The sequence below is a fragment of the Streptomyces sp. RB17 genome (genome assembly GCF_009604455.1).
Lineage (GTDB): Bacteria > Actinomycetota > Actinomycetes > Streptomycetales > Streptomycetaceae > Streptomyces.
This window is the reverse complement of record NZ_WEGL01000001.1, coordinates 187676-214638: the sequence shown is the minus strand read 5'-3', so window position 1 is coordinate 214638 and position 26963 is coordinate 187676. Positions and strand designations below refer to the sequence as shown.

The window sequence follows — 26963 nt, the reverse complement described above, 5'->3', positions numbered from 1 at the left end:
GGGAATGACTCATGACGTCGACGCCGTCGGGCGCCGGACAGAGCCACGTTCACGACGACCCGTCACAGACCACACAGCTCAGGGTGATCGGCCACCGGACGGGCCAGTTCCGCCGGATCAGGAAGAGCCTGCCGAGATACGACTACGAGCACTACAGCCGGCTCGCGGGCCCCCTCACCCAGCCCGACCCGGCCACTCCGTACACGGTGCAGTACCGGTCGCTGCTCTCGCAGGAGCCGCACCGCATCCGCGCCGCCCTCATGCTGGGCGCCGCCCCGATCCTCTCCCTGGTGCTGCTGTTCTGGCTGCTGCAGCCCGAGCACTGGACCGAGCGGGACTACCCCGCCCACGACTTCCTGCCGGCGCTCGACGTCGTCATGCTCGTCTCGATCGGCCTGATCGAGTTCTTCCGCTGCATGAACGTGCTGTCCAACGCGCACGCCACCCTCGTCGCCCGCGACCCGGTCCCGGTGGTCCCCGAGACCGGCACCAGAGTCGCCTTCATCACCACCTATGTGCCCGGCAAGGAGCCGCTGGAGATGGTGACGAAGACCCTGGAGGCGGCGGTGAAGCTCCGTCACCGGGGCCCGCTGCACGTGTGGCTGCTGGACGAGGGCGACGACCCGGCCGTCAAGGAGGTCTGCGCCCGGCTCGGCGTGCACCACTTCACCCGCAAGGGCGTCGAGAAGTGGAACCGGCCCAAGGGCCCGCACCGCGCGAAGACCAAGCACGGCAACTACAACGCCTGGCTGGAGGCGCACGGCGACACCTACGACTTCTTCGCCTCCGTCGACACCGACCATGTGCCGCTGCCCAACTACCTGGAGCGGATGCTGGGTTACTTCCGCGACCCGGACGTCGGCTTCGTCATCGGCCCGCAGGTGTACGGGAACTACGACACCTTCGTCACCAAGGCCGCCGAGTCCCAGCAGTTCCTCTTCCACGCCCTGATCCAGCGCGCCGGCAACCGCTACGGCGCCCCCATGTTCGTCGGCACCTCCAACGCCGTGCGCATCAGCGCCATCAAGCAGATCGGCGGCCTGTACGACTCCATCACCGAGGACATGGCGACGGGCTTCGAGATGCACCGCGCCAAGAACCCGGCGACGGGCCGGAAGTGGAAGTCGGTCTACACCCCGGACGTACTCGCGGTCGGCGAGGGCCCGAGCGCCTGGACGGACTTCTTCACCCAGCAGCTGCGCTGGTCCCGGGGCACCTACGAGACGATCCTCAAGCAGTACTGGAAGGGCCTGTTCACGCTGTCGCCGGGCAAGCTCTTCAACTACACGATGATGATCATCTTCTACCCGATGTCCGCCCTCAACTGGATCCTCGCCGCGCTGAGTTGCGCCCTCTTCCTGGGCCTCGGCGCCTCCGGCGTGAACATCGACCCGACCGTCTGGCTGATGCTCTACGGCAACGCCTCCGCGCTCCAGATCGGCCTGTACATCTGGAACCGGCGGCACAACGTCTCCCCGCACGAGCCGGAGGGCTCCGGCGGTGTCGCGGGCATGGTGATGTCCGCCCTGTCCGCGCCGATCTACGCGCGCTCGCTCATGGACGCCGTACTGCGCCGCAAGAGCAGGTTCGTGGTGACGCCCAAGGGCGGATCGGCAAGCCCGGACACGCTGTTCGGGACGTTCCGGGTCCACTGGTTCTTCATCCTGGTCTTCGCCGGCTCACTCGCCGCCGGCTTCGTGTTCGGGCACTCCCACCCCGCGATGATCACCTGGGCGTCCTTCGCCCTGCTGATCACCGCCTCGCCGATCGTCGCCTGGCGCTACACGCTGCGGCAGGAGAGGAAGAGGCCGAAGCCGGTGGCGGCCGCGACGGTCGCCGAGCCGCAGGACGCGGTGCCCGCGGGGTACGCGGCCCACGCTCCGCAGCAGCGGCCCACCTGGGTGGCGGCCTCGCACGGCGGCGCGACCGGGGACGACGAACAGACCATGCAGATCGCCCTTGGCGGACTTGGGGGACGTACGGAATGAAGGACCAGGCAGGCCGCCGGCGCGCCCGCAGGCTCGCGATCGGTACGGCGGTGGTACTCGCGCTGGCCGGGATGAACGGGCCGTGGGTCTACCGCTTCGGCACCGCGCAGTACCACCAGTACAAGATCAACAGACCCGAGTACAAGGCCGCGAACGGCCACTGGGACATCATCGAGTTCCCCCCGGAGTACCGCCAGGACACCATCCACGCGGCGCTCCTGCACACCGGCAAGGTGCTGCTGGTCGCGGGCTCGGGCAACAACCAGGACAACTTCGACAAGAAGAAGTTCGACACCCGGATCTGGGACCCGCTCAAGGGCACGATCAAGAAGATCCCCACGCCCAACGACCTGTTCTGCACCGGGCACACCCAGCTCGCCGACGGAAACCTGCTGATCGCCGGCGGCACCAAGCGGTACGAGAAGCTCAAGGGCGACGTCAAGAAGGCCGGTGGCGTCATGATTCTCTACAACGAGAACCCGGACAAGCCGATCACGCTGCCCGCGGGCACCAGGTTCACCGGCAAGCAGAACGGCAAGACGTTCGTCTCCCAGGACCCGGTGCTGGTCCCGCGCGCCACGAAGGTCTTCGACAAGACCGGCAAGTGGCGGCGGAACAACCCCGGTTACGGCCGTGTCTACGTCGAGGCGCAGCGCGAGGGCACCCAGTACGAGACCGGCACCCAGGACAACTACCGGATCCAGGGCCTGAGCGGCGCCGACGCGCGCAACACCTACGGCATCGCGCAGAAGCTCGCCCTCGACAAGAAGGACTTCGAGGGGATCAAGGACGCCTACGAGTTCGATCCGGTCGCCGAGCGGTACATCAAGGTCGACCCGATGAACGAGGCCCGCTGGTACCCGACGCTCACCACGCTGTCGGACGGCAAGATCCTCTCCGTCTCCGGCCTCGACGACATCGGTCAGCTGGTGCCGGGCAAGAACGAGATCTTCGACCCGAAGACCAAGAAGTGGACGTACACGAAGTCGGTCCGGCAGTTCCCGACGTATCCGGCGCTGTTCCTGATGCAGAACGGGAAGATCTTCTATTCGGGTTCTAACGCGGGGTACGGACCGGACAACGTCGGCCGCGTCCCCGGGATCTGGGACGTCGGCACCAACACGTTCAGCAGACTGCCCGGGCTCAGCGACCCGAACATGATGGAGACGTCCGGGACGGTGTTGCTGCCTCCGGCGCAGAACGAGACGTTCATGGTGATCGGGGGCGGCGGAGTCGGTGAGTCGAAGCTGTCCAGCAAGAAGACGCGGCTGATCGACCTGAAGGCGAAGAACCCGCAGTTCGTGGACGGGCCCGAGCTGGAGAAGGGCACGCGCTACCCGCAGTCCTCGGTCCTGCCCGACGACACGGTTCTGGTGTCGGGCGGTTCGGAGGACTACCGGGGGCGCGGCGACTCCAACATCCTGCAGGCGCGGCTGTACCACCCCGACAGCAACAGCTTCACCCGGGTCGCCGATCCGCTGGTGGGCCGGAACTACCACTCCGGGTCGATCCTGTTGCCGGACGGGCGGGTGATGTTCTTCGGGTCCGACTCGCTGTACGGCGACAAGGCGAACACCAAGCCGGGGAAGTTCGAGCAGCGGATCGAGATCTACACGCCGCCGTATCTCTACCGAGGGTCTCGGCCGACGCTCGGTGGAGGTCCGCAGACGATCGCCCGCGGCGCTTCGGGGACGTTCACGTCGGACCACGCGGCCAGTATCAAGAAGGTGCGGTTGATCCGGCCGAGTGCGTCGACGCACGTGACGGACGTGGATCAGCGGTCGATCGCGTTGGACTTCAGGACGTCCGGGAACAAGATCACGGTGACGGTGCCGAAGAACCGGAATCTGGTGACATCCGGGTGGTACATGCTGTTTGTGGACGATGACCAGGGGACCCCCAGTAAGGCGCAGTGGGTGAAGGTTCCGTAGGGCTCACTTACTGTTCTTGGCAAGGGCGAGTGCATAACTCGCCCACCAGTCCCCGGCCTTCGGGCCTCCCTTGCACGTGCCGTCCGACTCCCCCGGGCGTTTGACCCACAGGTAGGCGTCCACCAGGGGGTCGGCCGTCTTCGTCGTCGGGGTCTCGCCCAGGGCCCGGCCCGGGGGGTTGCACCAGCGCTGGGACGGGTCGCCGGCTGTGGCGGGGCCGTTGCCGTTCCTGCTGGTGTCGATGACGAAGTGCTTGCCGCCCACCTTCGCCGAGAGCTGCTTGCCGTAGGCGATGGAGTCCTGGGTGGAGTAGAAGTTGGAGACGTTGACGGAGAAGCCGTCGGCCTGGTCGACGCCGGCCTGCTGCAGGGGCTGGAAGATCTGGTCGGGGTGGCCCCAGCCGGCGTTGCCCGCGTCCAGGTAGACCTTGGTGTTCCTCAGGGACTTGAGCTTGGCGATCGCGCCCTTGAGGAGGTCGTAGCGCTCCTCGTGGAACTGGGCCGGGGTGCAGCCGTCCACGAGGTGGAGCACGGCGTCCGGTTCCAGGATCACGGTGGCGGAGCGGTCGTCGATGCCCCGGGCCACGCCGTCGATCCAGGCGCGGTAGGCGTTGCCGTCGGCGGCGCCGCCCTGGGAGTACTGGCCGCAGTCGCGGTGCGGGATGTTGTAGAGCACGAGCAGGGCCGTACGGTCGGACTTCTCGGCGGCCTGCGTGAAGCCGCGCGCCTCCTTCTCGGGGTTCTCCGGGCCGATCCACTCCCCCACCGGCTGCTCGGCGATCTTGCGGATCTGCGCGGCCTCGGCCTTCTTGCCGGACTTCTCGTAGGCGGCGAGCTGGCGGGCCGCGGTGCCGTCCGGGTTCACCCAGAACGGGTCGGCGGGCTTGGGCTGTTGGGTGACCCGGGCTCCCGGGTCGCCGTTCTTGTCCCCGCCGTCGGAGGAGCATCCGGCGAGCAGCAGTGCCGCCCCCAGCGCCACCGCCGCCGAAGCCCACGCGGAAGAACGGGCCCCCCTGCTGTCGTACATGCGATTCCCCCCTGGGCGCACCGGTCCGGGTGTCAATCCTGGCATATCCGGCCGCTCCGTCACGAGGTCGCGAGGTCGCGTGGCGGGGCGTACGGGGCGGGGTGTGCGAGGGTCAGCGGGCGGTTCCGGTGAAGTACGCGTTGACCACGACGTTGGCCGTGTAGCTGTGGGTGACGCGGTCGAAGGCGCCGCCGCAGGTGATCAGGCGGAGTTCCGCGCGGCCGGGGGTGTGCGGGCCGTAGGCCTGGCGGGCGTCGAAGCCGGTGCGGGGCAGGACGCGGACGTCGTCGATGGTGAACCGGGCGACCTTGCCGTCCGAACGGACCACCCGGACCGTCTCGCCGGGCTTGAGGGTGCTGAGCTTGTAGAAGACCGCGGGCCGGGTCTCGGTGTCGACGTGCCCGACCAGGAGCGCCGCGCCCTTGGCGCCGGGTGTGGGGCCGGCGCCGTACCAGCCGACCACGCCCGGCTGGTCCAGCGGGGGCGGGTCGACGGCGCCGCGGGTGTCCAGGCCTCGGCTCACCACCGGTGCCTGGACGCCCAGTTGGGGGATGTCGACGCGCTGGGGCACGGCGTGCTGCCCGAGCGGCTCGGCCGGTCTGGGCAGCCGGGCGGCCTCGGCGGGTGTGAGCGCGAAGAGGTTCCCGGTGGCGGGTCCGTCCGTGGTGTGCGGTACGCCGGTCAGCCCGCGCCCCCACAGCCACAGCCCGAACAGCAGCACCGCCCAGGTCAGGCAGGTGATGAGCCGCTCGGTGCCGGTGCCGCGCTCCCGGTCCGCGGACATGGCCCGCGCTCAGCGGGTGCCGCGGTTGCGGCGGGCACGGAGCGCGACGGCGACCGCCGCGATCCCGGCGAGGGCCAGGCCGGTCACCGTCTGGGCGGTGTCGGGGCCGGACTCGGTGGTGGCCACCGTGGCGAAGTGGGCGGTGCCGCCGCCGCCCGCGGGGACGGGGGCGACGGGCGAGGTGGCCCCGGCGGGCCCGCGGCCGGGATCCGCGTACTGTCCGGCCGTCTGGCCGGGCGCCGTGCCCCCGCCGACCACCGTGATCTTCCCGGTGATCACGTAGTCGGCGCAGGTGACCCTGACGTCGTAGGCGCCCACCTTGAGGGAGGAGCGGACGCGGGTCTCGCCGGACAGGGTGCCCTCGCTGCCGGTCAGCCGGGCGTCGGTGACGAACGCGGTCGAGACGGCGGTGCCCTGCGGCCCGGAGCAGCCGTGGACGCGCACGGACACGTCGGTCCCGGGCGCGGGGGCCGCGGGCGTCACGGAGACCGAGCCTCCGTCGGCCGCGTGGGCCGCCGGGGCGAACGCGGCGACGGCCAGGAATCCCGTACAGAGAGTGAGGCGTAGTGAGCCCATCGTGAACCTCCAGTTATCAGGAGGCTCCCCCGCACCGGGCGCCTCCGCATCCTCGGGAGGCGCCCGATTGCTCCAATCGGGTGGAGAGTAGTTTGAAAGCCCCAGGTCAGCCGGGTAGGGCTCGGTCTGACCCGGCCCGGGCCGGGGTTCAGACGAGGTCGACCAGGTCCGCGATGGAGTCGACGACCTGCGAGGGGCGGAAGGGGTAGCGGTCGACGTCGTCGGGCTGGGTGACGCCGGACAGCACCAGGAAGGTGCGCATGCCGGCCTCCAGGCCCGCGAGGACGTCGGTGTCCATGCGGTCGCCGATCATCGCGGAGGCCTCGGAGTGGGCCCCGATGGCGTTGAGCCCGGCCCGCATCATCAGCGGGTTGGGCTTGCCGACGAAGTACGGCTTCTTTCCGGTCGCGGCGGTGATCAGGGCGGCGACCGAGCCGGTGGCGGGCAGGTCGCCCTCGGTGGAGGGGCCGACGTTGTCCGGGTTGGTGGCGATGAACCGGGCGCCGTCGTTGATCAGCCGTACGGCCTTGGTCAGCGCCTCGAAGGAGTAGGTGCGGGTCTCGCCGAGGATGACGAAGTCGGGGTCGTGGTCGGTGAGGATGTAGCCGATGTCGTGCAGCGCCGTGGTCAGGCCGGCCTCGCCGATGACGTAGGCGCTGCCGCCGGGCCGCTGGTCGTTCAGGAACTGGGCGGTGGCGAGCGCCGAGGTCCAGATGTTCTCCACCGGCACCTCGAGGCCCATGCGGTTCAGCCGGGCGTGCAGGTCGCGGGCCGTGTAGATGGAGTTGTTGGTGAGCACCAGGAAGGGCCGCCCGGACTCGCGCAGCTTCTTCAGGAAGGCCTCGGCGCCGGGGATCGGGACGCCCTCGTGGATCAGGACACCGTCCATGTCGGTGAGCCACGACTCGATCGGCTTGCGGTCTGCCATGTTGTGCGTCTCCTGGCGTGCGTACGGTCAAGAAAAGCTGGGGGCGCCGGAACCACGGCGTACCGACGCCCCCAGCCTAATCAGCGTGGCCTGATCTTGACCCCGTCATACGGTGGCCGACCGGCTCAGCTTCCGGTTGCGGACTGCCAGTCCTCGACGTAGGAGGTGAGGTTCTTGTCGATGTCGTTCCAGTCCGGCTCGAAGGACTCCACGCCGTCCATCAGCCTGGTGAGGGCGATGGCGTTGGCGTCGGTGGCCTTGACGTCCTGGCGGGCGGCGAAGCCGCCGCCGATCTCGCTGACCTCCTGCTGCTGCTTCTGGGCGAGCATGAAGTCCAGCAGCTTCTTGCCGTTCTCGCTGTGCGGGGCCTTGGTGACCAGGCCGGCCGCGTACGGCAGGGCGAAGGTGGTGGGCTTGCCGTCCTTCCCGGCCGGGAACCAGATGCCGAGGGCGGGCATGCTCTTGGACTGGGCGTAGTTCATCTGCACATCGCCGTTGGCGACGAGCAGTTCCCCCTTGTCCACCTTGGGCGCGAGCTTGCCCGTGGAGGCGGACGGGCCGACGTTGTTGGCCTGGAGCTTCTTCAGGTAGGCGAGGGCCTGCTCCTTGCCGCCGAAGTCGTGGATGGCCTTGATGAGCACGGCGGTGCCGTCACCGGCGACGCCCGGGGTGGAGTACTGGAGCTTGTTCTTGTACCTGGCGTCGAGCAGCTCGTCCCAGGTCTTGGGGGCCTGCTTCAGCTCCTTTTTGTTGTAGACGAACCCGAAGTAGTTGTTCACGACGGAGGTCCAGGTGCCGTCGGCGGCCTTGTCGGCGCCGCCGACCTGGTCCGCGTCCTTCGGGCTGTACTTCTGCAGCAGGCCCTTGCCGTCCGCCTGCTGGATGAACGGCGGCAGGGTGACCAGCACGTCGGCCTGCGGGTTGCTCTTCTCGCGGACGGCGCGCTGCACCATCTCGCCCGAGCCGCCCTCGACGTACTTGACCTTGATGCCGGTCTGCTTGGTGAAGTCGGCGAAGACCTTGTCGTACCAGCCGTCGCCGTTCTCGCCCTTGAGGCCGTCGGCGCTGTAGACGGTGACGGCCTTGGCGTCGGAGGCGGCGGAGGAGCCGCCGCAGGCGGACAGCAGGGGGGTCGTGAGCAGGGCGAGGGCTACGGCGAGCGTGAGGCGGTTTCTGGGCATGGCGAGGCCAACTCCTGGCGTGGTGGTGACGGGAATTACCGGGGGATTCAGCGGTACGACGCCCGGGTGCGGATCCGGGAGACGGCGAACAGGACGAGCAGGGTCGCGGCCATCAGCACCACGGCGACGGCGGAGCCGGTGAACAGGGCACCGCGGTCGGTGGCCGCGTAGATCAGGACGGGCAGCGGGGTCCAGTCGGGCGGATAGAGCATCATCGTGGCGCTCAGCTCGCCCATGGACAGGGCGAAGCAGAGGCCGGCGGCGGCGGTGAGGGCGGGCAGGAGGAGGGGGAGGCGGACCCGCCACAGGACGTGGGCGGGCCGGGCGCCGAGGGAGGCGGCGGCCTGTTCGTAGGACGGGTCGAGGCGGGTGATCGCCGCCGACACGGACTGGTGGGCGAAGGCGGTGACCAGCACGGTGTGGGCGAGGATCACGATCCACCGGGTGCCGTTGAGCAGCATCGGCGGCTGGGAGAAGGCGACCAGGACGGACAGTCCGACCACGACCGACGGCACGGCGACCGGCAGCACGAACAGGGCGTCCATGAGACGTCGGTACCGCTTCTTCAGCGCGGCGGCGGCCAGCGCGGCCCAGGTCCCGGCGGTCAGCGCGAGCAGGCTGGCGGCGGTGGCCGTGAGGAGGCTGGTGGTGAGGGCCTGCAGGGCCTCTCCCCGGGTCGCCGCCCGGTAGTCGGCGGTGGTCAGCCCCGAGGGCAGTACGCCGGACCAGTGGGTGGCGAAGGAGGCCCCGAGGACGACGAGCAGGGGAAGCGCGAACACCGGCACGAACAGGACGAGGAACACCGCCCACACGGCCCACCTGGCCCCGCGGCTATGCACCAGCACGACGGCTCACCACCCGGTACAGGCCGTAGAGACCCACGGAGATCAGGACGTTGACGACGGCGACCACGCAGGCGCCCGGGTAGTCGGACTCGAGGATCGCCTTGCTGTAGACGAGCATCGGCAGGGTGGTGACCCCCTTCGCGCCGGTGAACAGCACGATCCCGAACTCGTTGAGGCACAGCACCAGGACGAGACTCCCGCCGGCCGCGAGCGCGGGCAGCGCCTCCGGCAGGATCACCCGCCGTACGATCCGGGGCGCCCGCGCCCCCAGTGAACTGGCCGCCTCCAGCTGCGCGGTGTCGAGCTGCGAGAAGGCGGCGAGCAGCGGCCGCATCACGAACGGCGTGAAGTAGGTGACCTCCGCCAGCAGCACGCCCCAGGGCGTGGTGAGGAACTGGAAGGAACCGATGATGCCCGTGGTGCCGTAGATGAACAGCAGCGCCAGCGTGATGAGGAAGGACGGGAAGGACAGGTACACGTCGATGAACCGCGCCACCGCCTTGGCCCCCGGGAACGGCACGAACGCGATGACCAGCGCGAGCAGGAACCCGAGCACCAGACATCCGGCGGTGGAGGCCGGCGCCAGCCACACGGTGGTCCACAGCGCGTGCCGGAAGGCTTCGGAGGCGAAGACATCGGCGTACGGCTGGAGGGAGGTGCCTCCGCTGTCGGGCTGGAAGGACTGCTGGACGACGAGGGCGAGGGGGTAGACGAAGAAGAGGGCCAGGAGGGCCACGGGAGGAAGGGCCCACAGCAGCCGCCTACTCATGGCCGACCCCCGCGGGCAGCAACACCGCGTCCTCCGCCGAAAAGTGCAGGCTCACCGATTCCCCGTGCCGCGGCGGGTCCTTCAGCTCACGCACGTCCGCCATGACGGAATGCCCGTCGACCTCGACGTACAGCCGATGCGTGGCCCCCCGCCACTGGATCTCCCGTACGACCCCCACGAGTTGGTTGGGGCCCTGCCCCAGCCCGATGACATGCGGCCGTACACACAGCGTGGCCCGCGCCCCCGCGACCACCGCCCCCGTGTCGGCCTTCAGCTCGGTCCCCGCGAAGTCGACCCCTCCGGAGCCCACGGTCACCGGCAACAGATTCGCGCCGCCCACGAAGGAAGCCGTGAACTCGCTCTTCGGCGCCCGGTACAACTCGCGAGGTGTCCCGCACTGCTGCAGCCGCGCCGCGTCCATCACCGCGATCCGGTCCGCCAGCGTCAGCGCCTCGACCTGGTCGTGGGTGACGTACAGCATCGACAGGTCCGGCAACTCCCGGTGCAGCCGGGCGAGTTCGGCCAGCATCCCGGACCGCAGCCGGGCGTCCAGCGCGGACAGCGGCTCGTCCAGGAGGAGCACGTCCGGCCGGATGGCCAGCGCGCGGGCGATGGCGACCCGCTGCTGCTGCCCGCCGGACAGCTCGCGCGGATGCCGGCGGGCGTACGCGGCCATGCCGGTCATCTCCAGCGCCTCGGCGACCCGCTGCCGGATCTCGCCCTTGCCCACCCTCCGGGCCCTGAGCCCGAAGGCCACGTTCTCGTCCACCCGCATGTGCGGGAACAGCGCGTAACTCTGGACGACCATCCCGATGCCGCGCTGGTACGGCGGCAGGTCCGTCACGTCCCGGCCGCCGAGGAGCACCCGCCCGGACACGGGCCGTACGAACCCGGCGACCGTCCGCAGCGCGGTGGTCTTGCCGGAGCCGGACGGCCCGAGCAGCGCCATGACCTCGCCGGGCTCGACGGTCAGGTCGAGCGCGTCGAGAACGACGTTGCCGTCGTAGGCGACGGTGACGGAGTCGAAGCGGATGCCCATCTCACCGGTCTCCCAGCAACAGCGCGGGCAGGTCGGCGACGGAGTCGAGGACGTGCGTGGCCCCGGCCGCGCGGAACTCCGCGTCGCCGTGGGCGCCGGTGCGCACCCCGGCGACCAGCCCGGCCCCGGCGCGCACCCCGCTGAGCACGTCGTACGAGGTGTCCCCGACGACGGCGACCTGCCTCACGTCCTCGGCGGCCTTGGTGCGCACGAAGGCCTCCAGGACCATGTCCGGGTACGGCCGCCCGCGCCCGCCGGCGTCGGCCGGGCACAGGGTGAGCGAGACGGGGAACGAGGAGCCCTGCCAGCCGAGCGCGTCGAGGATCGCGTCCTGGGTGACACGGGCGAAGCCGGTGGTCAGGACGACGGTACGGCCGCCCTCCGCCAGCTTCCGGATGGCCTCCTCGGCCCCCGGCACCGGGGCGATCAGGCCGCCGTCGACCAGGTCGCCGTACGCCTTCTCGAAGGCGGTGTTGGCGCGCCGGGCCCGGTCCTCGGCGCCGAACAGGTGCCGGAAGACGGAGATCTTGGACTCGCCCATGGTGGCGCGGACGTAGGCGAGGTGCTCGGCGTGCTCGGCCGAGCCGGGTTCGACGCCGAGTTCGGCGGCGGCCGCCTCGAAGGCGCGCTCGACCAGGCCGCCGTCGGCGACGGTCGTGCCGGCCATGTCGAGGACGACGAGGCGGATGTCGGTGGTCACGGGGGGCATGGGGGGCATGGGGGTCAAGGGGGTCATGGGGGTGCTCACCAGCCCAGTTCGTTCGCGGTGGTCTCGGCTATCGCGGGGGCGCAGGTCATGCCGCGCCCGCCGGGCCCGGTGACCAGCCACACCCCCTCGTGCACCTGCCGGCGGTGCACCACCCGGCCGGGCTCGGTGCACTGCGCGTACACACCGGCCCAGCGGCGACGGATGCGCGGCAGCGGCCGGCCGAGGAGGGATTCGACGACGCCGGCGAGGTGCTCGTAGGGCTCCTCGACGGTGTCGAAGGCGAAGGGGTGCTCGTACTCGTGGGTGTCGCCGATGGTCAGGCCGCCGTCGGCGCGCTGCACCATGAGCAGCTGCATCCTGTGCGTGGCGGCGGTCTCCGGCTGCGGCTGCAGGGTGGTGAGTTCGTCGAGCGCCGGGGAGGCGTAGGCCGGGTAGTAGCGGAAGCTGTCGGCGTCGGCGACGGAGGTCGGCAGCGGCTCGCCCAGCGGGTCGGTCTGCATCATCTGGAGGCGGACCCGGCGCACGGGAAGGTCCGGTCCCGCGAGTTCGCGGACCAGTCCGCCGAGCCAGGCGCCGGTGCACAGGACGACCGTGTCGGCCCGGTGCACGTCCCCGTGGTCGTCCCGGACGGTCCCGGCGCCGACGACCTCGCGCACCTCCCGGCCCGGCAGAAAGGTGTAGTCCGGGGACTTCGACAGCTCGGCGCGCAGGGCGAGTTGGGCGGTGCGCGGCTCCACGGCCGCGTCCCGCTCGCAGTACAGGGCGGCGGTGAAGTCGCCCCGCAGGGCCGGGTTGAGGGCGCGGGCCTCGCTCGGGACGAGGAGCTTGTAACCGCGGGCGGCGGCGTCCGCGCGGGCCACGGCGGCCTCGGCGACGGCGAGCTCCAGGGGGCCGCGGACGGGGGTCAGGGACCCGTTCGCCCGGAAGCCCAGCGCCGGCACCCGTGCGCCGATGCCCTCCCACAGCTCCCGCGCCCGCAGCGCGGTCTCCAGTTCTTCTCCACCGGCGCGGCCACTGACCCAGATCTGCCCGAAGTTGCGCAGCGAGGCGCCGCGCGCCTCGGCCTCGCGCTCGATCTGGACGACCTGGTGGCCACGCTGCAGGGCATGCCAGGCGTGCATGGTGCCCACCACGCCTGCTCCGACGACTGTCACTTTCACGACGGCAACGCTCCTCGCGATCGGGGAACCGGAGACATCCGGCTGACAACGAGAGCGTGAACGACCCATCACGTTTGGGCTAGACCCGTTATCTTTCCGTGATATTGCGCGGCGGTCGATATAGGGCGCTTTTCACTGGTTGACGAGTGTTTTCATCCCGTGAGGTGGGTGGTGAAGGAGAACCGGTCCCCCCGGTACAGCGAGCGCACGCGCTCCAGGGGCCGGCCCTCCGTGTCCCGGGAGACGCGGTGGATCAGCAGCATCGGCAGGGCGGGCGGGGTGCCGATGAGCAGCGCTTCGCGGGGCGTGGCCAGCACGGTCTCGACACGCTCGTCGGCGTCGCCGAAGGAGATGCCCTGGCTGGTGAGATAGCCGTAGAAGGAGGAGTCGGGGTCGAAGTCGGCGTCCAGCCGGGGCACCCGCTCCACGGCGACGTACGTGCTCTCCAGACCGACCCGCTCCTCGTCGGCGAGCAGCACGCGCTCCAGGTGCCATACGGGCTCGCCCCGGGTGAGCCCGGTCTCGGCGGCGAGGGCGTCCGGGCAGGGGAAACGGTCCAGGGTGACGAGCGTACGACCCGGCGTACGGCCCTGCCTGCGCACGCCCTCGGTGTAGCTCGCGAGGGACAGCGGCTGGGCGAGCTTGGGCCCGGCGACGACGGTCCCCCGCCCCTTCCGCCGCAACCGCCCTTCCAGTACCAGCTCCCGCACGGCCTGCCGTACGGTCTCCCGGGCGACGTCGTACCGCTCCGCGAGGTCCCGCTCGGTGGGGATGACGCTGTCCTCCCCCAGCTCCTCCAGCAGCGCGGCGATGCGCGCCTTCACCGCGTAGTACTTGGGGATGCGCCCGTGCTCGGGAATGCCGGAGCGGACGGGGGCGCCGGGGGCCTGGTCGTTGGGGTAGTCCACGCAGGGATCGTCGCAGACGGGAGGGATGGCCGGGGGCGGGAGGGGTGCGCGTCGTCGGCCCTCTGACTGAGGGGCGGCGGCAGACGGGGCCCGTCGCCGCCCGGACCCGGTCCCGGGTCGGGGGCAGTCGGAGGCGGGAGGGGCGCGCGTCGTACGGCCCCTGGCTCAGCGGTGGTCGTACGCGGGGGCCCGTCGCCGCCCGGACCCGGTCCCAGGTCGGGGGCAAGTCGGAGGCGGGGAGTGCGCCTCGTACGGCCCTGGCTCAGCGGCGGGCGCAGGCGGGGGCCCGTCGTCGTCCGGGCCCGGTCCCGGGTCCGGGGCAAGTCGGAGGCGGGAGGAGTGATCCGTCACACAGCCCCGGGTCGGCGGCAAGTCGGAGGCGGGGAGTGCGCGTCGTACGGCCCTGGCTCAGCGGTGGTCGCAGGCGGGGGCCCGTCGTCGTCCGGGCCCGGCCCCGGGTCGGCGGCAAGTCGGAGACGGGGGGTGCGCGTCGTACGGCCCCTGGCTCAGCGGTGGGCGCAGGCGGGGGCCCGCCGTCGTCCGGGCCCGGGTCGGGGGCAAGTCGGAGGCGGGAGGAGTGGTCCGTCATACAGCCCCGGGTCGGCGGCAAGTCGGAGGCGGGGAGTGCGCGTCGTACGGCCCCTGGCTCAGTGGCGGGCGCAGGCGGGAGGAGCGGGCCGTCGTGCGACGGCCCCGGCTCAGCGGTGACCGCAGCCACAGGGGTGGCCGTCGTAGCAGGACGGCTCAGCGGCGTCTTCGGGCCAGGAGCAGCGCGCCGCCGGCGACCCCGGCGAGCGCGGTGGCGGCCGCGAGCAGGCCGTGGGCGAGGCCGGGGCCCGTGCTCGCCAGTTCACTGGCCCGCTCTCCGGCCTCCTCCGCCCCGGCGGGGAACGGCAGATCCGGGTCGGCGTCGGGACCGGGGGTGGCGGTACCGGGGCCGGGGGTAGGGGTACCGGCGCCCGTGCCGGCCGTGGCGGTACTGGTGCCTGCGCCTGCGCCTGTGCCGGGTGTGGGCTGGGGGCTGCCGGCCGCGCTGGGGGCCACGCCGCCGTCCTGCGTGGGGTCCGGGGCCGGCGAGGCGTACTCCCCGATCCCGAACCGGTAGGCGTTGGACTCCCCGACCCAGTCCCCGTCGTCGCCCCGCCGCTGCACAACGGCGGCGTTGACGGTGACCTGGTCGGATGCGGTGTCTGAGGGGAACACGAGCCTGACCTTGACGCTGACGGTCCGGCCGGCCGGTACGGCGAACCCGTCGAACCCGGCGCCGTCGAGCACGCCGACCAGCTCCTGCTCGTCGGTCGTCTCGAACGTCACCGGCCGGGCCGTGGGGCCGTCGTAGAACTCCAGCTGGGGCTGGTCCGGCTCCAGCGCGTGCTTGTCGTCGACGAGGACGACCACCGGGTGAATGCCGGTGCAGGTCCGGCGAGTGGTGTTGGTGAGGTCGATGTACCAGGTGCCGTATCCGCCACCCGCCTCGTAGGAGGGCGGCCCGCCGCGGATCCGGGCGGACAGCGGGAAGGCCCGCGGGTCGCCGCCGGTGCAGGCCGGGGGCGGGTCGACGACGGCGGCGGCCGGCGCCGCGGGGCCGATCACCCAGGCGGAGGCGGACACGGCGGCTGCGGCGAGGCAGAGGGGCAGGGACAGGGACAGGGGTGTAGACAGTCGCATAAACACATGACCATGCCGGTCGGTCGACGTGTCTGGGCCCGCCACTCCGCTACGGAGCGGGAAGTCCGCTCGATCAGCGGGTCGGAGCGGGGTCAGCCCGTGACGGTGACGTCCACCGTGACCACGGTGTCCGGATCGGAGGCACAGGCCATGTAGATCTGCGCCACGCCCGCTTGCGTGTTCCGCTCGATCGCGGCGATCCCGACCAGCGTGCCGTTCGCCGCCGGCTTGAGCTCGACGGTGCGGATGGGGGTGCGTTCCGAGGTGTGCCGGCCGACCTGCTCTCCTTCGGCGCGGCCGCCCTTGCTGGGATCACTGCATCCCCTGAGCGTGAGCGAAACCGTCTGCCCGGGCTTGGCCTTCGCGGGGCTGACGGTGCCGACCGGTGAGGCGGCGGCGGTCCCGCCGAGGGCAGCCACGAGACTGGCGCCGACGAGGACGGCGGTGGTGATGCGAGAGCAGCGCATGATCACTCCTCACTGCACCGACGGTGCGTTCAGTGAGACGACGGTGTCCGTTTGATTCGGTTGATGCGCTTGGGTTCATTGTGAACACTTGGACAGGCCTGCGCACCCTGCCCGACAGCGCCGAGGAGCATGCAGCATGAAGATCGCGACGTCACAGAAGATCACCACGTTCCTGATGTTCGAGGGCAACGCCGAGGACGCGATGGCCTTCTACACCTCGCTCTTCGACGACGCCGAGGTCGTCAACGTCTCTCGCTACGGGGCCGACGGCGCCGGCAAGGAGGGCAGCGTGCAGCACGCCACGTTCTCGCTCGCCGGTCAGCAGTTCATGTGCATCGACAGCCCCGCGCATCACGACTTCACCTTCACGCCCGCGATCTCGCTCTTCGTGCAGTGCGAGAACGAGGCCGAGATCGACCGCCTCCACGCGGCCCTCACCGAGCAGGGCACGGAACTCATGCCCCTGGGCAACTACGGCTTCAGCCCCAAGTTCGCCTGGGTCAACGACCGCTTCGGCGTCTCCTGGCAGCTGAACCTGCCGGAGTGAGCGCGACCCTGCCGAAGTGAGCGCGACCCTGCCGGAGTGAGCCACACCACCACTGGACCGCGCCCACCTGCCGAGCCACCTGAACGACGCCCACCCGCCGGGTCACATGAGGCCGTACGCGACTGCGGGTCCGCCCTGGCCGCTCGCGCAGTTCTCCGCGCCCCTTCGGTGCGCTGAGCGCCCGTCACACGTCCCCCCGCCCGAACACCGGCGCCAACAGCAACTGCGCCGCCCCCTCGGCCACCACCCGTTCCCCCCGCGGAGCGACCCGCACCGGCACCGCTCCCCCACGCACCCCCTCCCGTCGGGCCCGGGCATCGAGCACCTCCCCGACTCCCCGCACAAAACACTCCGGCGCCCCCGCGATCGTCCGCCCCCCGAGCAGCACCGCATCGATGTCCAGCAGCCCGACCAGATTCGCCGTCGCCACCCCCAGCACACGCGCCGCCTCCCCGGCCTCCCCCCGCCCGACCGCCGCCAGGCACAGCGCCTCCACGCACCCGCGGTTCCCGCATTCGCACGGCGGCCCGTCCAGCTGGATCACCTGGTGCCCGAACTCCCCCGCCCCGGTCCGCGCCCCCCGATGCACGCGCCCACCGATCACCAGACCGGCCCCGAGCCCCGTGCCGAGATGCAGATACGCGAAGGATCCCGTTCCGCCCTGACCCGCCACCGACAGCCCGAGCGCCGCCGCGTTGGTATCCTTGTCCACCACCACCGGCACCCCCAACCGCTCCCCGAGCGCGTCGCGCAGCGGAAAGCCCTCCCACTCGGGAAACCCCGTCACCCGATGCAGCACCCCGCTCGCGTGATCGAGCGGCCCCGGAAGCGCCACCCCCACCCCGACCAGCGACCCGGCCCCGGCCGGCGCCTCCTCACCAGGCCCCTGCGCGCCCGTAAACACGCCCGGAATCGCGCCCGGAACGCCGCCCAAGCCGTCCCGTACCACCCCCTGCACCGCATGCCCGACCACCGTCAGCACGGCCTCCGACCCGGCCCCCAGATCCAGTTCGGCCCGCCGCTCCCCCACCACGGCCCCGTCCAGATCGACCAGCACCACCCGTAGCTCGTCCCGGTCCAGATGCACCCCCACCGCGTGCCCCGCCTCCGGCACCAGCCGCAGCACGGTCCGCGGCTTGCCCCCGGTCGACGCCCGCCGCCCGGCCTCCGCCGCGAGCCCCTGCTCCCGCAGCCGCGCGGTGATCTTGCTGACGGCCTGCGGGGTCAGCCCGGTCCGCTCGGCCAGTTCGAGCCGGCTGATCCCGTCCGTCCCGGCGTCCCGCAGCAGCCCGAGCACCAGCGCGGTGTTGTGCGACCGCACCGCGCCGAGATTCGCCCCCGCCGACGCACCCCCAGCCATCCGCGCCCCGGACCCCGTCCGCGCCCCAGCCGCTGCCCTCGCCGCGGACCCCTGCTCGGCCCCGGGCTCCGTCCCCATCCCCGGCCCCGAACCCGACTCAGGCCCCGGCCCCGAACCCGATTCCGGCCCGGACCCCGCCTGCGCCCCGCTCCCCGTGCTCGTCCTGTTCACGCCACCCATTGTCCCCAGCACTTGCACTTTGGCAACAGCGTTGCGAAAGTGAGGTGCATGGGATCCATGACAGGACGCACGACCACTACCCCCCTCCGCGTCGGCCTGATCGGCTACGGCCTCGCCGGCTCCGTCTTCCACGCCCCGCTGATCGCCGCCACCGAGGGCCTCGCTCTCGACACCGTGGTCACCTCCAACCCGGAGCGGCAGCAGCAGGCCCGCGCCGAGTTCCCGGACGTGACCACCGCCGCGGCCGCCGAGGAGCTGTTCGACCGCGCGGACGAGCTGGACCTGGTCGTCATCGCCTCCCCGAACAGGACGCACGTCCCGCTCGCGTCCGCCGCCCTGAAGGCGGGCCTGCCGGTCGTCGTCGACAAGCCGGTGGCCGGCACCGCGGCCGAGGCCCGCGACCTCGCCGCCCTCGCCGAGGAACGCGGCCTGCTCCTGTCCGTCTTCCAGAACCGCCGCTGGGACAACGACTTCCTGACCCTCCGCAAGCTGATCTCGCAGGGTGACCTGGGCGACGTATGGCGCTTCGAGTCCCGCTTCGAGCGCTGGCGCCCCCAGCCCAAGGGCGGCTGGCGCGAGTCCGGCGACCCGGCAGAGATCGGAGGTCTGCTCTACGACCTCGGCAGCCATGTCGTCGACCAGGCCCTGGTCCTCTTCGGCCCGGTCACCGAGGTGTACGCCGAGACGGCCATCCGCCGCCCCGGCGCCGAGACCGACGACGACACCTTCATCGCGCTCACGCACGCGAACGGCGTCCGCTCCCACCTCTACGTCTCCGCGACGGCCGCCCAGCTCGGCCCCCGCTTCCGCGTGCTCGGCTCCCGCGCGGGCTATGTGAAGTACGGCCTCGACCCGCAGGAGGCGGCCCTGCGCGAAGGCCTGCGCCCGGGCCCCCGGTGGGGCGCGGAGCCGGAGTCCCTGTACGGCCGTATCGGCGCCGGAGAGTCCCCGCTGACCGGCGGCGGCACTCCCGTACCGACCCTGCCCGGCGACTACCCCGCCTACTACGCGGCCGTCGCCCGCGCCCTGACCGGCGCCGGCCCCAACCCGGTGACCGCCCTGGAGGCGGCCGCCGCCCTCGACGTACTGGAAGCGGCCCGCACATCGGCCACGGACAAGGTGACGGTGACCCTCTGATGCCCCACCAGCAGCACCAGCACAGCCAGCAGCACCATCATCCGCAGCTCACCCCCAGGACCACCCCCGAACTCACCCCCTCCGTCGAGGAGCTGGAGGCACAGGAACGCCGCCTGGTCTTCCGGCAGTTCACATACGACGACGCCTGGGCCCTCGGCTCGCTGCTGGTCGAACTGGCCAGGGAGCGCCAGGCCCCGGTCGCCATCGACATCCACCGCGCCGGCCAGCAGCTCTTCCACGCGGCCCTGCCGGGCTCCACCCCGGACAACGACGCCTGGATCGCCCGCAAGCGCCGGGTCGTCGAGCGCTACGGCGCCTCCTCCTACCTGGTCGGCGCCCGCTTCCGCGCCAAGGGCACGACGTTCGAGGACTCCTCCCGCCTCGACCCCGACACCTACGCGGCCCACGGCGGCTCGTTCCCGGTCAACGTCGAGAACGTGGGCGTCATCGGCGCGGTGACGGTCTCCGGCCTGCCTCAGCTCCAGGACCACAGGTTCGTGGTGGAGGCGCTGGAGCGGTTCCTGAAGGTGTGACGCCCGCGCGGATTACGTCTTCGGGGATTACGTGACGGATCCCTCCGGTTGGGAATGGCTGCAGACGTGATGATCGCGGCCCCACCCGGAGGGACAACCCCATGAGCACCGTGAGCCCCTTGAAGGAGCGGATCGGCCGGTACGGCATCTGGAGCATCGGCCTGCGCGCGGAGGACCCCTCCCGGCGGGGCGAACTGGCCGAGGCAGCAGTCGAGTTGGAGGAGCTCGGCTTCGGCGCCGTATGGCTGGGCGGCAGCAGCGCCGCCCCGCACGCCGTACCGCTTCTGGAGGCGACCGACCGCCTCACCGTCGGCACCAGCATCCAGAGCATCTGGCAGTACGACGCCGAGACCAGCGCGGCGTCCTTCGCCGAGGTGGACGCGGCCCACCCGGGCCGTTTCGTGCTCGGCCTCGGCGTGAGCCACGCCAAACTCGCCGACCAGTACCGCCGCCCGTACTCGGCCCTGGTCACCTATCTCGACGCCCTGGACTCGGCCGGGGTCCCCGCCGACCGCCGGGTACTGGCCGCCCTCGGCCCGAAGACCCTGGAGTTGGCCCGCGACCGGGCGGCGGGCGCGGTGCCGTACCTGGTCACACCCGAGCACACCGCCCGCGCCCGCGGGATCCTCGGCGCCGGACCGCTGCTCGCCCCGGAGCTGAAGGTGGTCCTGGAGACCGACCCGTCCCGCGCCCGCTCCCTCGCCCGCGACACCCTCGCGATGTACCTCGCCCTGCCGAACTACACCAACAACTTCCTCCGGCACGGCTTCACCGAGGACGACCTGGCCGACGGCGGCAGCGACCGCCTGGTCGACGCGGTCTTCGCCTGGGGCGACGACAGCCGCGTCCGGGACCGCATCAACACCTTCCACGAGGCAGGCGCGGACCACGTGGCCCTCCAGATCGTCACCGACGCCCAGGGGGACACCCTGCCGAGGGAGGAATGGCGCAGGCTGGCCTCTCTACTGGGGTGAGTGGTCCGGCCCGAGGGGCGCGGGGAACTGCGCGAGAAACCACGACGGGCCCGCACCCGCCGTACTCGCGCGGCCCCACCCCATTACGCGTCTTTCAACTCCTGCCGCTGCCGACCGAGCCCGGGAATCTCCAGCTCGACCACATCCCCGGCCCTCAAGTACGGCTTCGGCTCGGGCCGCCCCATCGCCACACCCGCCGGCGTCCCCGTATTGATGACGTCCCCGGGATACAGCGTCATGAACTGGCTGACGTACCGCACGACTTCACCGACCGGAAAGATCTGCTCGGCCGTCGTGCCGTCCTGCTTCAGCTCCCCGTTGACCCACAGCTTCAGCGGCAGAGCCTGCGGGTCGGCGACCTCGTCGGCCGTCACCAGCCACGGCCCCAGCGGATTGAACGTCTCGCAGTTCTTGCCCTTGTCCCAGGTGCCGCCGCGCTCGATCTGGAACTCCCGCTCGGACACGTCATGGGCCACCGCGTACCCCGCGACATGCGCGAGCGCCTCCTCGGCCGACTCCACATAGCGGGCCGTACGCCCGATGACGACGGCCAGCTCCACCTCCCAGTCGGTCTTGCGCGACCCGCGAGGCACGAGCACCGTGTCGTTCGGCCCGACGACCGTGTCCGGCGCCTTGAAGAAGACGACCGGCTCGGCGGGCGGTTCGGCGCCGGTCTCGCGGGCGTGGTCGTGGTAGTTGAGCCCGATGCAGACGATCTTGCCGATGCGGGCGAGCGGCGGCCCGATCCGCAGTCCCGTCGCGTCCAGCGCGGGCAGCTCACCGGACGCGGCCGCCGCCCGTACCCGGTCGAGGGCGGCCTCGTCGGCGAGGAGCGCGCCGTCGATGTCGTCCACCAGGCCCGACAGGTCGCGGAGGGTCCCCTCGGCGTCGAGCAGCGCGGGCCGCTCGGCCCCGGCCGTACCGACTCGCAGCAGCTTCATGGTCACAATCTCCCTCGATCGCGGACGCCCGGACCGATGGGTGCAGCCATCGGAGGACTGGTCGATCCTCCGATCGCACCATCCACTCCGCAAGACCCTGTTCACGTACTGGACCGTAACCGCGCCCTGCTACCGGTACAGCGCCGCCCGTTCCACCGCGGTCCAGGCCGTGCTGGTGACGACGTACAGCGCGGCGGCCAGCGGTACGACCGCCACCGTGACGAGCGTGAAGAAGGACATGTACGGCATGACCTTGTTGACCGCGCCGAGCCCCGGCACCGGCTCGCCGTCCCCGGCGCCCACCGTGACCGGGCCCGCGGCCATCGTCCTCGTGGTGCGCCGGTAGTTGAAGGCGGCGACGGCCGCGACGATCACGAAGAGTCCGAGGTAGACCAGCCCCGCCGGACCGAACGCCCCACCGCCGGCGAGCGCGTCGGCCCACCGCCCGCCGAGCGGCGCCGCGAACAGCTGGTGGCCGAGCAGCCGGTTGCTCGCACCGCCGATCGTGGCGCTGGAGAAGAGGTGGTAGAGGACGAAGAAGGCGGGCAGCTGGAGCAGGCTGGGCAGACAGCCGGACAGCGGTGACACCTTTTCCTCGGCGTGCAGTTCGAGCACCGCCCGCTGCAGCCGTTTCGGGTCCTTGGCGTACTTCGAGCGCAGCTCGGCGATGCGGGGCTGCAGTTCGGCGCGGGCGCGTTGACCGCGGGCGGCGGCGCGGGACAGCGGGTGGACGAGGAGTCGTACGAGCGCGGTGAACAGGACGATCGCGGCGGCGGCCGCGGAGGCGTGGAAGAGCGGCTGCAGCAGGTCGGGCGAGCTGCTCGACCAGGCGCGCGAAGAGGGAGAAGACGGACATGGGTGAGCCCTCCGGGGGTCTCGTCGTGCCGGAAAGGAGTGAAACGACGGCATGACGACCCGCGTGGGGCCACGCGTACACAAGGTCACCGAACAAACGGTCACCCGTACGAAGGGAGAGAACGTGCCCTACGCGGCGGTCGCCGGAAGGGCGTGCCCGGGTGCCCTGGGCCGGCGTCGGCCGGGCGCGTCCGGATCACGTTGCGGCAGGAATGCCGTACGGCGGGCCCGGTCGCGGATCGCCGTGCGCACCCGGGTGGGCGGGACGACGGGCGCGGTGCGGGCGGCGATCAGCGTGCAGACGGTGAGCGCGACCCCGGCCGCCGTGGTCGCGGCGAGTGCCACGGTCGCGGAGAGATTGCCGGTGTCGAGCAGCACGACCGGCAGCAGGAGAAGCAGCAGGAGAAGCAGCAGCGGGGCGAACGCACGCGACCGCGCGAGAGTGCGGACCACTTCACTTCCCTCCCCACGGCCTCAACCATCCATGTCTGCTTGCCCTTTATACAGGTAGACCTGACCAGACACCTGAAGGGCCCCGCCATGCCCCGTACTCCCACCTGCGTCCTGAGTGACGCGTCTCCCGCACGCGTCGGGGACGGTCACGCGGTGGACCGGTTCGTCGAGATCGGCTCCTTCACCAAGGTGCTCACCGGTACGGCGCTCATGCGCATGGCCGCCGCGGGCCTGCTGGACGTCGACGACCCGGTCGAGCGCCTGCTCCCCACCGCCCCGCGCACCGGCATCACGCTGCGGCACCTGGCCGAGCACACGTCCGGGCTGCCGCGCCTCCCGCCCGGCACCGGGGGCCGCGATCCGTACGCCGCGTTCGACGGCGAAGCCCTGCACCGGCTGCTCGGGCGGCTGGACGGGGTCGTGGTCCGGCCGCCGGGGAAGCGGGAGGAGTACTCCAACCTCGGGTACGCCGTCCTCGGCGCGGCACTGGTCGCCTCGGCCGGTGCGTCGTACGAGGAACTGCTCGCCGAGCACGTTCTGCGGCCGCTGGACGTCCACGAGGTGAGCGCACGGCCCGACGCCGAGCGGCGTCTACTGGCACCCGGGTTCCTCGGCAGGGGCCGCAGGCCCTGGACGATGGACGGGGCGATCCTTCCGGCGGGCGGCCTGTGGGCGACCCCGTGTGCGGTCGCCGAGCTGCTCGTCCGGCTGGTGATCGAACGCCGGCTGGGAGATCCCGCTCCCTCCTGGCAGACGGCCGGCGCGCTGTTCTGGCACAACGGCGCGACCCGCCACGCCTCCGTCTTCGCGGGCGCCATGGCGGACGGCCGCTGGGTGGTCGTGCACCGGCTGGGCGGCCGACCGGAGGCGACCGACCGGGCCGGCGTCGACGTCCTCAGGGGCGAAGGCACCGCCTGACCGGCGAGGGCACCCGGGCCCGCCCGCGCTGCCGCTCAGGCGGGTTCCGTCTCCAGCGGCTCCAGCAGCCGCTTCGGCTTCAGCAGCGCCCGGCTGACCGGGTCCGCCGGGTCGGGGTCGAGGCCCGGGCCGGGCTCCATGACCACGTCCGCGACCGGTACGACGACCCCGCAGGCGCGGCACTCGCCGTACGGCCCGAGTTCCGTGCCGCAGTCCGCGTGCCGGAAGTACCGCAGCTGTGTCTCGGTGAAGTGCTCGCGGCCCCACCGACCGAGGGCGCGCAGGGTGGGCCACAGGTCGATGCCGCGCTCGGTGAGGACGTACTCGTCGCGCGGCGGCGACTGCTGGTAGCGGCGCTTTTCGAGAATGCCCTCGGCGGTCAGGGCCTGCAGCCGGGCGGCCAGGACGGCGCGCGGGATGCCGAGGTGGACCAGGAAGTCGTTGTAGCGCCGCACGCCGTAGAGCGCGTCCCGGACGACGAGCAGCGTCCAGCGCTCGCCGACGATCTCGAGCGCGCGGGCGATCGAGCACTCCTGTGTCGCGTAGTCCTTGCCCAGTGCCATGCCGTCCACTGTAGCCACTTTCCGACGACTTGGTTCGATGACCGAACCGATGGTGTTACGGTGGTGGAGTCACGTCAGTTCAATGACTGAACCAGAGGTCGGTTCGCCGAGTGATCCACCGGTTCGCCGAGTGATCGACACGTCACCGCAGGCCCCGTAAGAACAGGACCACGCCATGACCGGGCTCGACTCCACCACCACCCCCGCCGCCACGGCCTCCGTACGCGGCGCGACCGCCCGGGACGTCCCCGCACGCCCCCGGGCCACCCTCGCCCTGACCAGCGCGGCCACCGCCGTGGCGCTGATGACGTACACGGCCCCGATGGTCACGCTCCCGGAGACGGCGACCGCGCTGCACACCCCGCTCTCCGCCCAGGCCTGGCTGCTGAACGGCACCCCGCTGGGCCTCGCCGCCCTCCTGCTGGTGGCCGGCAGCCTCGCCGACGACTACGGCCGCCGCCGCATCTTCCTCGGCGGCACCCTGGCCCTCGGCATCACCACCGCGCTCGGCGCCTTCACCACCTCGACCTGGCAGTTCACCCTCGCCCGTATCGCCCAGGGCGCCGCGAGCGCGGCGATCCTGGCGAGCAGCCTCGGCCTGCTGGTGGCCGCCTTCCCCTCACCACGCGGCCGGCTGCACGCGACCGGCGTGTGGGGCGCCTTCGTCAGCGGCGGCATCGCGGTGGGCCCGCTGATCGCGGGCGCACTGCCGAGCTGGCGGGTGGCGTACGGCGTCCTGGGCGCCGCCGCCGTCGTCGTGGCCGCGCTGGGCACCCGCACGCTGGCCGAGTCCCGCGCCGCGCGCGGCGGCCGCCCGGACATCCTCGGTGCCCTGACCTTCGGCCTGGCCCTGGTCTCCCTGGTGGCGGCCCTGACCCTGGGCCGCGACGGCTGGCTCCGCGCACCCGTGGGACTGCTGCTGGCCGCCGCCGTACTCCTGATCGCGCTCTTCGCCGCGGTGGAACACCGGACCCGCGCCCCCATGATCGACCTCGCCCTGCTGCACCACACCCGCTTCCTGGCCTCGGCCGCGGGCGGCCTGTTCACCGGCCTCGCGGTGATCGGCATGTTCAGCTTCCTGCCGGCCCTCCTCCAGCAGACGCTCCGGCTGTCCCCGATCCAGACGGCCTGGCTGCTCCTGCTCTGGTCCGGCCTGAGCTTCACGGTGGCCCTCCAGGTCAAGCACCTGGCCGGCCGTATCGCCCCGCGCGCCCAGCTGGCCGTCGGCTTCGCCCTGCACACGATCGCCGTCCTGACCATGCTCGGTGCCGTGGCCTCCGGCTCCTGGACCCGGCTGCTGCCCGGCCTGATCATCAGCGGTGTCGGCAGCGGCCTGCTCAACGGCGCGCTGCCCCTGCTGGCCGTCGAGTCGGTCCCGCGCGAACGCGCCGCGATGGGCTCCGGCGCCCAGCAGACCCTCCGCTACATCGGCTCCTGCGCCGGCGTGGCCCTGACCATCGCCCTCGCCACGTCCACTGGAAGCCTGGCGCACGGCGCGAACATCGCCCTGCTGGTGTCGGCGGGGCTGGCGGCGGTGGGGGCGGTGAGCGTGCTGGTGCTGCGGGAGCGGGCCTAGCGGGGCCGCATCGACACCAGCTTCCCCCACACCACCATCCGGTAGCGCGAGGTGAACTCGGGGGTGCAGGTGGTGAGGGTGATGTAGTAACCCGGCTCGGAGTACCCGTACGCGGGCCGCACGAGGGAGCGCGGGACGGGCCGGATGACCCCCGAGTCGGTCGCGGAGGTCTGCGGCAGGATCTGGTCGACGTCGTACGTGTACGTCGCCGTCCGCGTCTCCACCTCGATGTCGTCCCCGCGCCGCAGCCGGGGCAGGTAGCGGAAGGGCTCGCCGTGCGTGTTCCGGTGCCCGGCGAGCGCGAAGTTGCCCGCCTGCCCGGGCTGCCCGGTCCCCCGGTAATGGCCGACGTACCCCTTGTTCAGGACGTCGGCCTTGCTCACACCCTCGGCGACGGGAACGCGCAGCCCCAGCCGGGGGATGGTGAGCACGGCGTACGCCTGGGAGCGCCGGGGGAGGCCGACGGGCGTGTACGACCGCTGCGGCGCACGGGACGGGGAGGCGTACGGGGTGGTCGGTGCGGGGTCCGTGGGCGAACCGGAGGCGGTGGGCGAACCGGAGACAGCAGGCGAAGGGTCCCCACCGCCGGCGCCGTCCCCCTCATGACCCCACTCCCGCTCCAGCGCCTCCACCTGCCGCTCCGCGCCGCGCCGCGCCTCCCGGTTGGTCCACCACAGCTGGTGCACCACCAGCAGCATGAGCAGCACGCCGACGGTCACGAGCACCTCGGCCCCGCCCCACAGCACACGCCGCCGCCGGGCACGCCGACGCCGATCGCTGTGCCGTACGACCCGCACGCCCGACCACCATGCCGGCATCCGCCCCCACCTCCATGGGCCTCCACGGGAGCCGCCCGCAGGGTAGGGGCAACGGGCACAACTGGCCATAGTCACAAGCGGATCCACCATCTCGGCCCGCTTCCTCAACGGGTTTTAGAAACCGCTGTC

26 protein-coding genes and 1 pseudogene are annotated in these 26963 nt (G+C 71.8%); 8 read left to right on the top strand and 19 right to left on the bottom strand.

The genetic code is table 11. From position 1 onward, the window contains the following. Positions 1-11: 11 nt before the first annotated feature. Together SRB17_RS00985 and SRB17_RS00980 are read left to right on the top strand one after the other, a co-directional pair. The gene (locus SRB17_RS00985; RefSeq protein ID WP_153533770.1) at positions 12-1988 is read left to right on the top strand and encodes a glycosyltransferase family 2 protein; all 1977 of its coding nucleotides are present in this window, start codon (positions 12-14) and stop codon (positions 1986-1988) included. Next, entirely contained in the window at positions 1985-3919 is a 1935-nt protein-coding gene (locus SRB17_RS00980) for a kelch motif-containing protein (protein WP_153533768.1), read from the top strand. The genes SRB17_RS00985 and SRB17_RS00980 overlap by 4 nt, the downstream gene beginning before the upstream one ends. A 3-nt stretch (positions 3920-3922) precedes the next feature. On the opposite strand, the gene SRB17_RS00975 is transcribed toward SRB17_RS00980, so the two are convergent. From SRB17_RS00975 to SRB17_RS00915, 13 genes are all read right to left on the bottom strand, one after another. Continuing rightward, positions 3923-4945: a glycoside hydrolase family 6 protein gene (locus tag SRB17_RS00975; protein WP_153533766.1), complete on the bottom strand. Its 1023-nt coding sequence runs from the start codon at positions 4943-4945 to the stop codon at positions 3923-3925. 112 nt (positions 4946-5057) lie between these two features. After that, positions 5058-5729 (bottom strand): class F sortase, encoded by a 672-nt coding sequence (locus SRB17_RS00970; protein ID WP_153533765.1) that lies wholly within the window; start codon positions 5727-5729, stop codon positions 5058-5060. 9 nt (positions 5730-5738) lie between these two features. Beyond that, positions 5739-6305 (bottom strand): hypothetical protein, encoded by a 567-nt coding sequence (locus SRB17_RS00965; RefSeq protein ID WP_153533762.1) that lies wholly within the window; start codon positions 6303-6305, stop codon positions 5739-5741. A gap of 148 nt (positions 6306-6453) precedes the next feature. Next, positions 6454-7233 (bottom strand): HAD-IIA family hydrolase, encoded by a 780-nt coding sequence (locus SRB17_RS00960; RefSeq protein WP_153533759.1) that lies wholly within the window; start codon positions 7231-7233, stop codon positions 6454-6456. A 125-nt stretch (positions 7234-7358) separates the two neighbouring features. After that, positions 7359-8414, bottom strand: a complete 1056-nt coding sequence (locus tag SRB17_RS00955; protein ID WP_153533757.1) for a 2-aminoethylphosphonate ABC transporter substrate-binding protein — start codon at positions 8412-8414, stop codon at positions 7359-7361. A gap of 47 nt (positions 8415-8461) precedes the next feature. Continuing rightward, entirely contained in the window at positions 8462-9259 is a 798-nt protein-coding gene (locus tag SRB17_RS00950) for an ABC transporter permease (protein WP_323374805.1), read from the bottom strand. Continuing rightward, positions 9246-10028 (bottom strand): 2-aminoethylphosphonate ABC transporter permease subunit, encoded by a 783-nt coding sequence (locus tag SRB17_RS00945; RefSeq protein WP_153533755.1) that lies wholly within the window; start codon positions 10026-10028, stop codon positions 9246-9248. Before SRB17_RS00945 ends, SRB17_RS00950 begins: the two co-directional genes overlap by 14 nt. Beyond that, on the bottom strand, positions 10021-11067 hold the full coding sequence (locus SRB17_RS00940; RefSeq protein ID WP_153533753.1) for an ABC transporter ATP-binding protein: 1047 nt from the start codon (positions 11065-11067) through the stop codon (positions 10021-10023). Before SRB17_RS00940 ends, SRB17_RS00945 begins: the two co-directional genes overlap by 8 nt. Before the next feature lies 1 nt (position 11068). Continuing rightward, the gene (locus SRB17_RS00935) at positions 11069-11776 is read right to left on the bottom strand and encodes a phosphonatase-like hydrolase (protein WP_228395807.1); all 708 of its coding nucleotides are present in this window, start codon (positions 11774-11776) and stop codon (positions 11069-11071) included. A 35-nt stretch (positions 11777-11811) separates the two neighbouring features. Beyond that, positions 11812-12936 carry a TIGR03364 family FAD-dependent oxidoreductase gene (locus SRB17_RS00930; RefSeq protein ID WP_323374804.1) on the bottom strand — a complete coding sequence of 375 codons (1125 nt, stop codon included), beginning with the start codon at positions 12934-12936 and terminating at the stop codon, positions 11812-11814. A 152-nt stretch (positions 12937-13088) separates the two neighbouring features. Continuing rightward, the gene (locus SRB17_RS00925; RefSeq protein WP_323374803.1) at positions 13089-13844 is read right to left on the bottom strand and encodes a GntR family transcriptional regulator; all 756 of its coding nucleotides are present in this window, start codon (positions 13842-13844) and stop codon (positions 13089-13091) included. Positions 13845-14588: 744 nt separating this feature from the next. After that, the gene (locus SRB17_RS00920) at positions 14589-15512 is read right to left on the bottom strand and encodes a hypothetical protein (protein WP_153533747.1); all 924 of its coding nucleotides are present in this window, start codon (positions 15510-15512) and stop codon (positions 14589-14591) included. A gap of 92 nt (positions 15513-15604) precedes the next feature. After that, a complete protein-coding gene (locus SRB17_RS00915) occupies positions 15605-15979 on the bottom strand; it encodes a hypothetical protein (protein ID WP_153533745.1) in 375 nt (124 codons plus the stop codon). Positions 15980-16115: 136 nt separating this feature from the next. Between SRB17_RS00915 and SRB17_RS00910 the strand changes: the two genes are divergently transcribed. Further along, positions 16116-16526, top strand: a complete 411-nt coding sequence (locus SRB17_RS00910) for a VOC family protein (RefSeq protein ID WP_153533743.1) — start codon at positions 16116-16118, stop codon at positions 16524-16526. Between the two features lie 184 nt (positions 16527-16710). Here the strand turns inward: SRB17_RS00910 and SRB17_RS00905 are convergent, their stop codons facing one another. Next, complete coding sequence (locus SRB17_RS00905; protein ID WP_153533741.1) at positions 16711-17886, bottom strand: ROK family transcriptional regulator; 1176 nt, start codon at positions 17884-17886, stop codon at positions 16711-16713. A 237-nt stretch (positions 17887-18123) separates the two neighbouring features. On the opposite strand from SRB17_RS00905, the gene SRB17_RS00900 reads away from it, so the two are divergent. The 3 genes from SRB17_RS00900 (at position 18124) to SRB17_RS00890 (ending at position 20710) form a co-directional block, all read left to right on the top strand. Next, the gene (locus tag SRB17_RS00900) at positions 18124-19203 is read left to right on the top strand and encodes a Gfo/Idh/MocA family oxidoreductase (protein ID WP_153533739.1); all 1080 of its coding nucleotides are present in this window, start codon (positions 18124-18126) and stop codon (positions 19201-19203) included. Continuing rightward, complete coding sequence (locus tag SRB17_RS00895) at positions 19203-19736, top strand: heme-degrading domain-containing protein (protein WP_153533737.1); 534 nt, start codon at positions 19203-19205, stop codon at positions 19734-19736. The genes SRB17_RS00900 and SRB17_RS00895 overlap by 1 nt, the downstream gene beginning before the upstream one ends. Before the next feature lie 101 nt (positions 19737-19837). Further along, entirely contained in the window at positions 19838-20710 is an 873-nt protein-coding gene (locus SRB17_RS00890; RefSeq protein WP_153533735.1) for an LLM class F420-dependent oxidoreductase, read from the top strand. 83 nt (positions 20711-20793) lie between these two features. On the opposite strand, the gene SRB17_RS00885 is transcribed toward SRB17_RS00890, so the two are convergent. The 3 genes and pseudogenes from SRB17_RS00885 to SRB17_RS00875 all read right to left on the bottom strand — a co-directional run bounded on the left by SRB17_RS00885 (position 20794) and on the right by SRB17_RS00875 (position 22959). Next, the gene (locus SRB17_RS00885) at positions 20794-21651 is read right to left on the bottom strand and encodes a fumarylacetoacetate hydrolase family protein (protein ID WP_153533733.1); all 858 of its coding nucleotides are present in this window, start codon (positions 21649-21651) and stop codon (positions 20794-20796) included. A 129-nt stretch (positions 21652-21780) separates the two neighbouring features. Next, positions 21781-22507 (bottom strand): annotated as a pseudogene (locus tag SRB17_RS00880) (YidC/Oxa1 family membrane protein insertase). Positions 22508-22635: 128 nt separating this feature from the next. Next, positions 22636-22959 (bottom strand): DUF6412 domain-containing protein, encoded by a 324-nt coding sequence (locus SRB17_RS00875; RefSeq protein ID WP_323374802.1) that lies wholly within the window; start codon positions 22957-22959, stop codon positions 22636-22638. A gap of 153 nt (positions 22960-23112) precedes the next feature. Between SRB17_RS00875 and SRB17_RS00870 the strand changes: the two genes are divergently transcribed. Next, positions 23113-23877, top strand: coding sequence for a serine hydrolase domain-containing protein (locus SRB17_RS00870; protein WP_323374801.1), 765 nt, complete (start codon positions 23113-23115; stop codon positions 23875-23877). Positions 23878-23912: 35 nt separating this feature from the next. Here SRB17_RS00870 and SRB17_RS00865 read toward each other — a convergent pair whose 3' ends face one another. Next, the gene (locus tag SRB17_RS00865; RefSeq protein ID WP_153533729.1) at positions 23913-24440 is read right to left on the bottom strand and encodes a winged helix-turn-helix transcriptional regulator; all 528 of its coding nucleotides are present in this window, start codon (positions 24438-24440) and stop codon (positions 23913-23915) included. A 175-nt stretch (positions 24441-24615) separates the two neighbouring features. On the opposite strand from SRB17_RS00865, the gene SRB17_RS00860 reads away from it, so the two are divergent. Then, positions 24616-26016, top strand: coding sequence for an MFS transporter (locus SRB17_RS00860; RefSeq protein WP_153533727.1), 1401 nt, complete (start codon positions 24616-24618; stop codon positions 26014-26016). Here the strand turns inward: SRB17_RS00860 and SRB17_RS00855 are convergent. Beyond that, entirely contained in the window at positions 26013-26834 is an 822-nt protein-coding gene (locus SRB17_RS00855; protein WP_153533724.1) for a class E sortase, read from the bottom strand. The two genes, SRB17_RS00860 and SRB17_RS00855, sit on opposite strands and share 4 nt — an antisense overlap. Between the last annotated feature and the right edge of the window lie 129 nt (positions 26835-26963).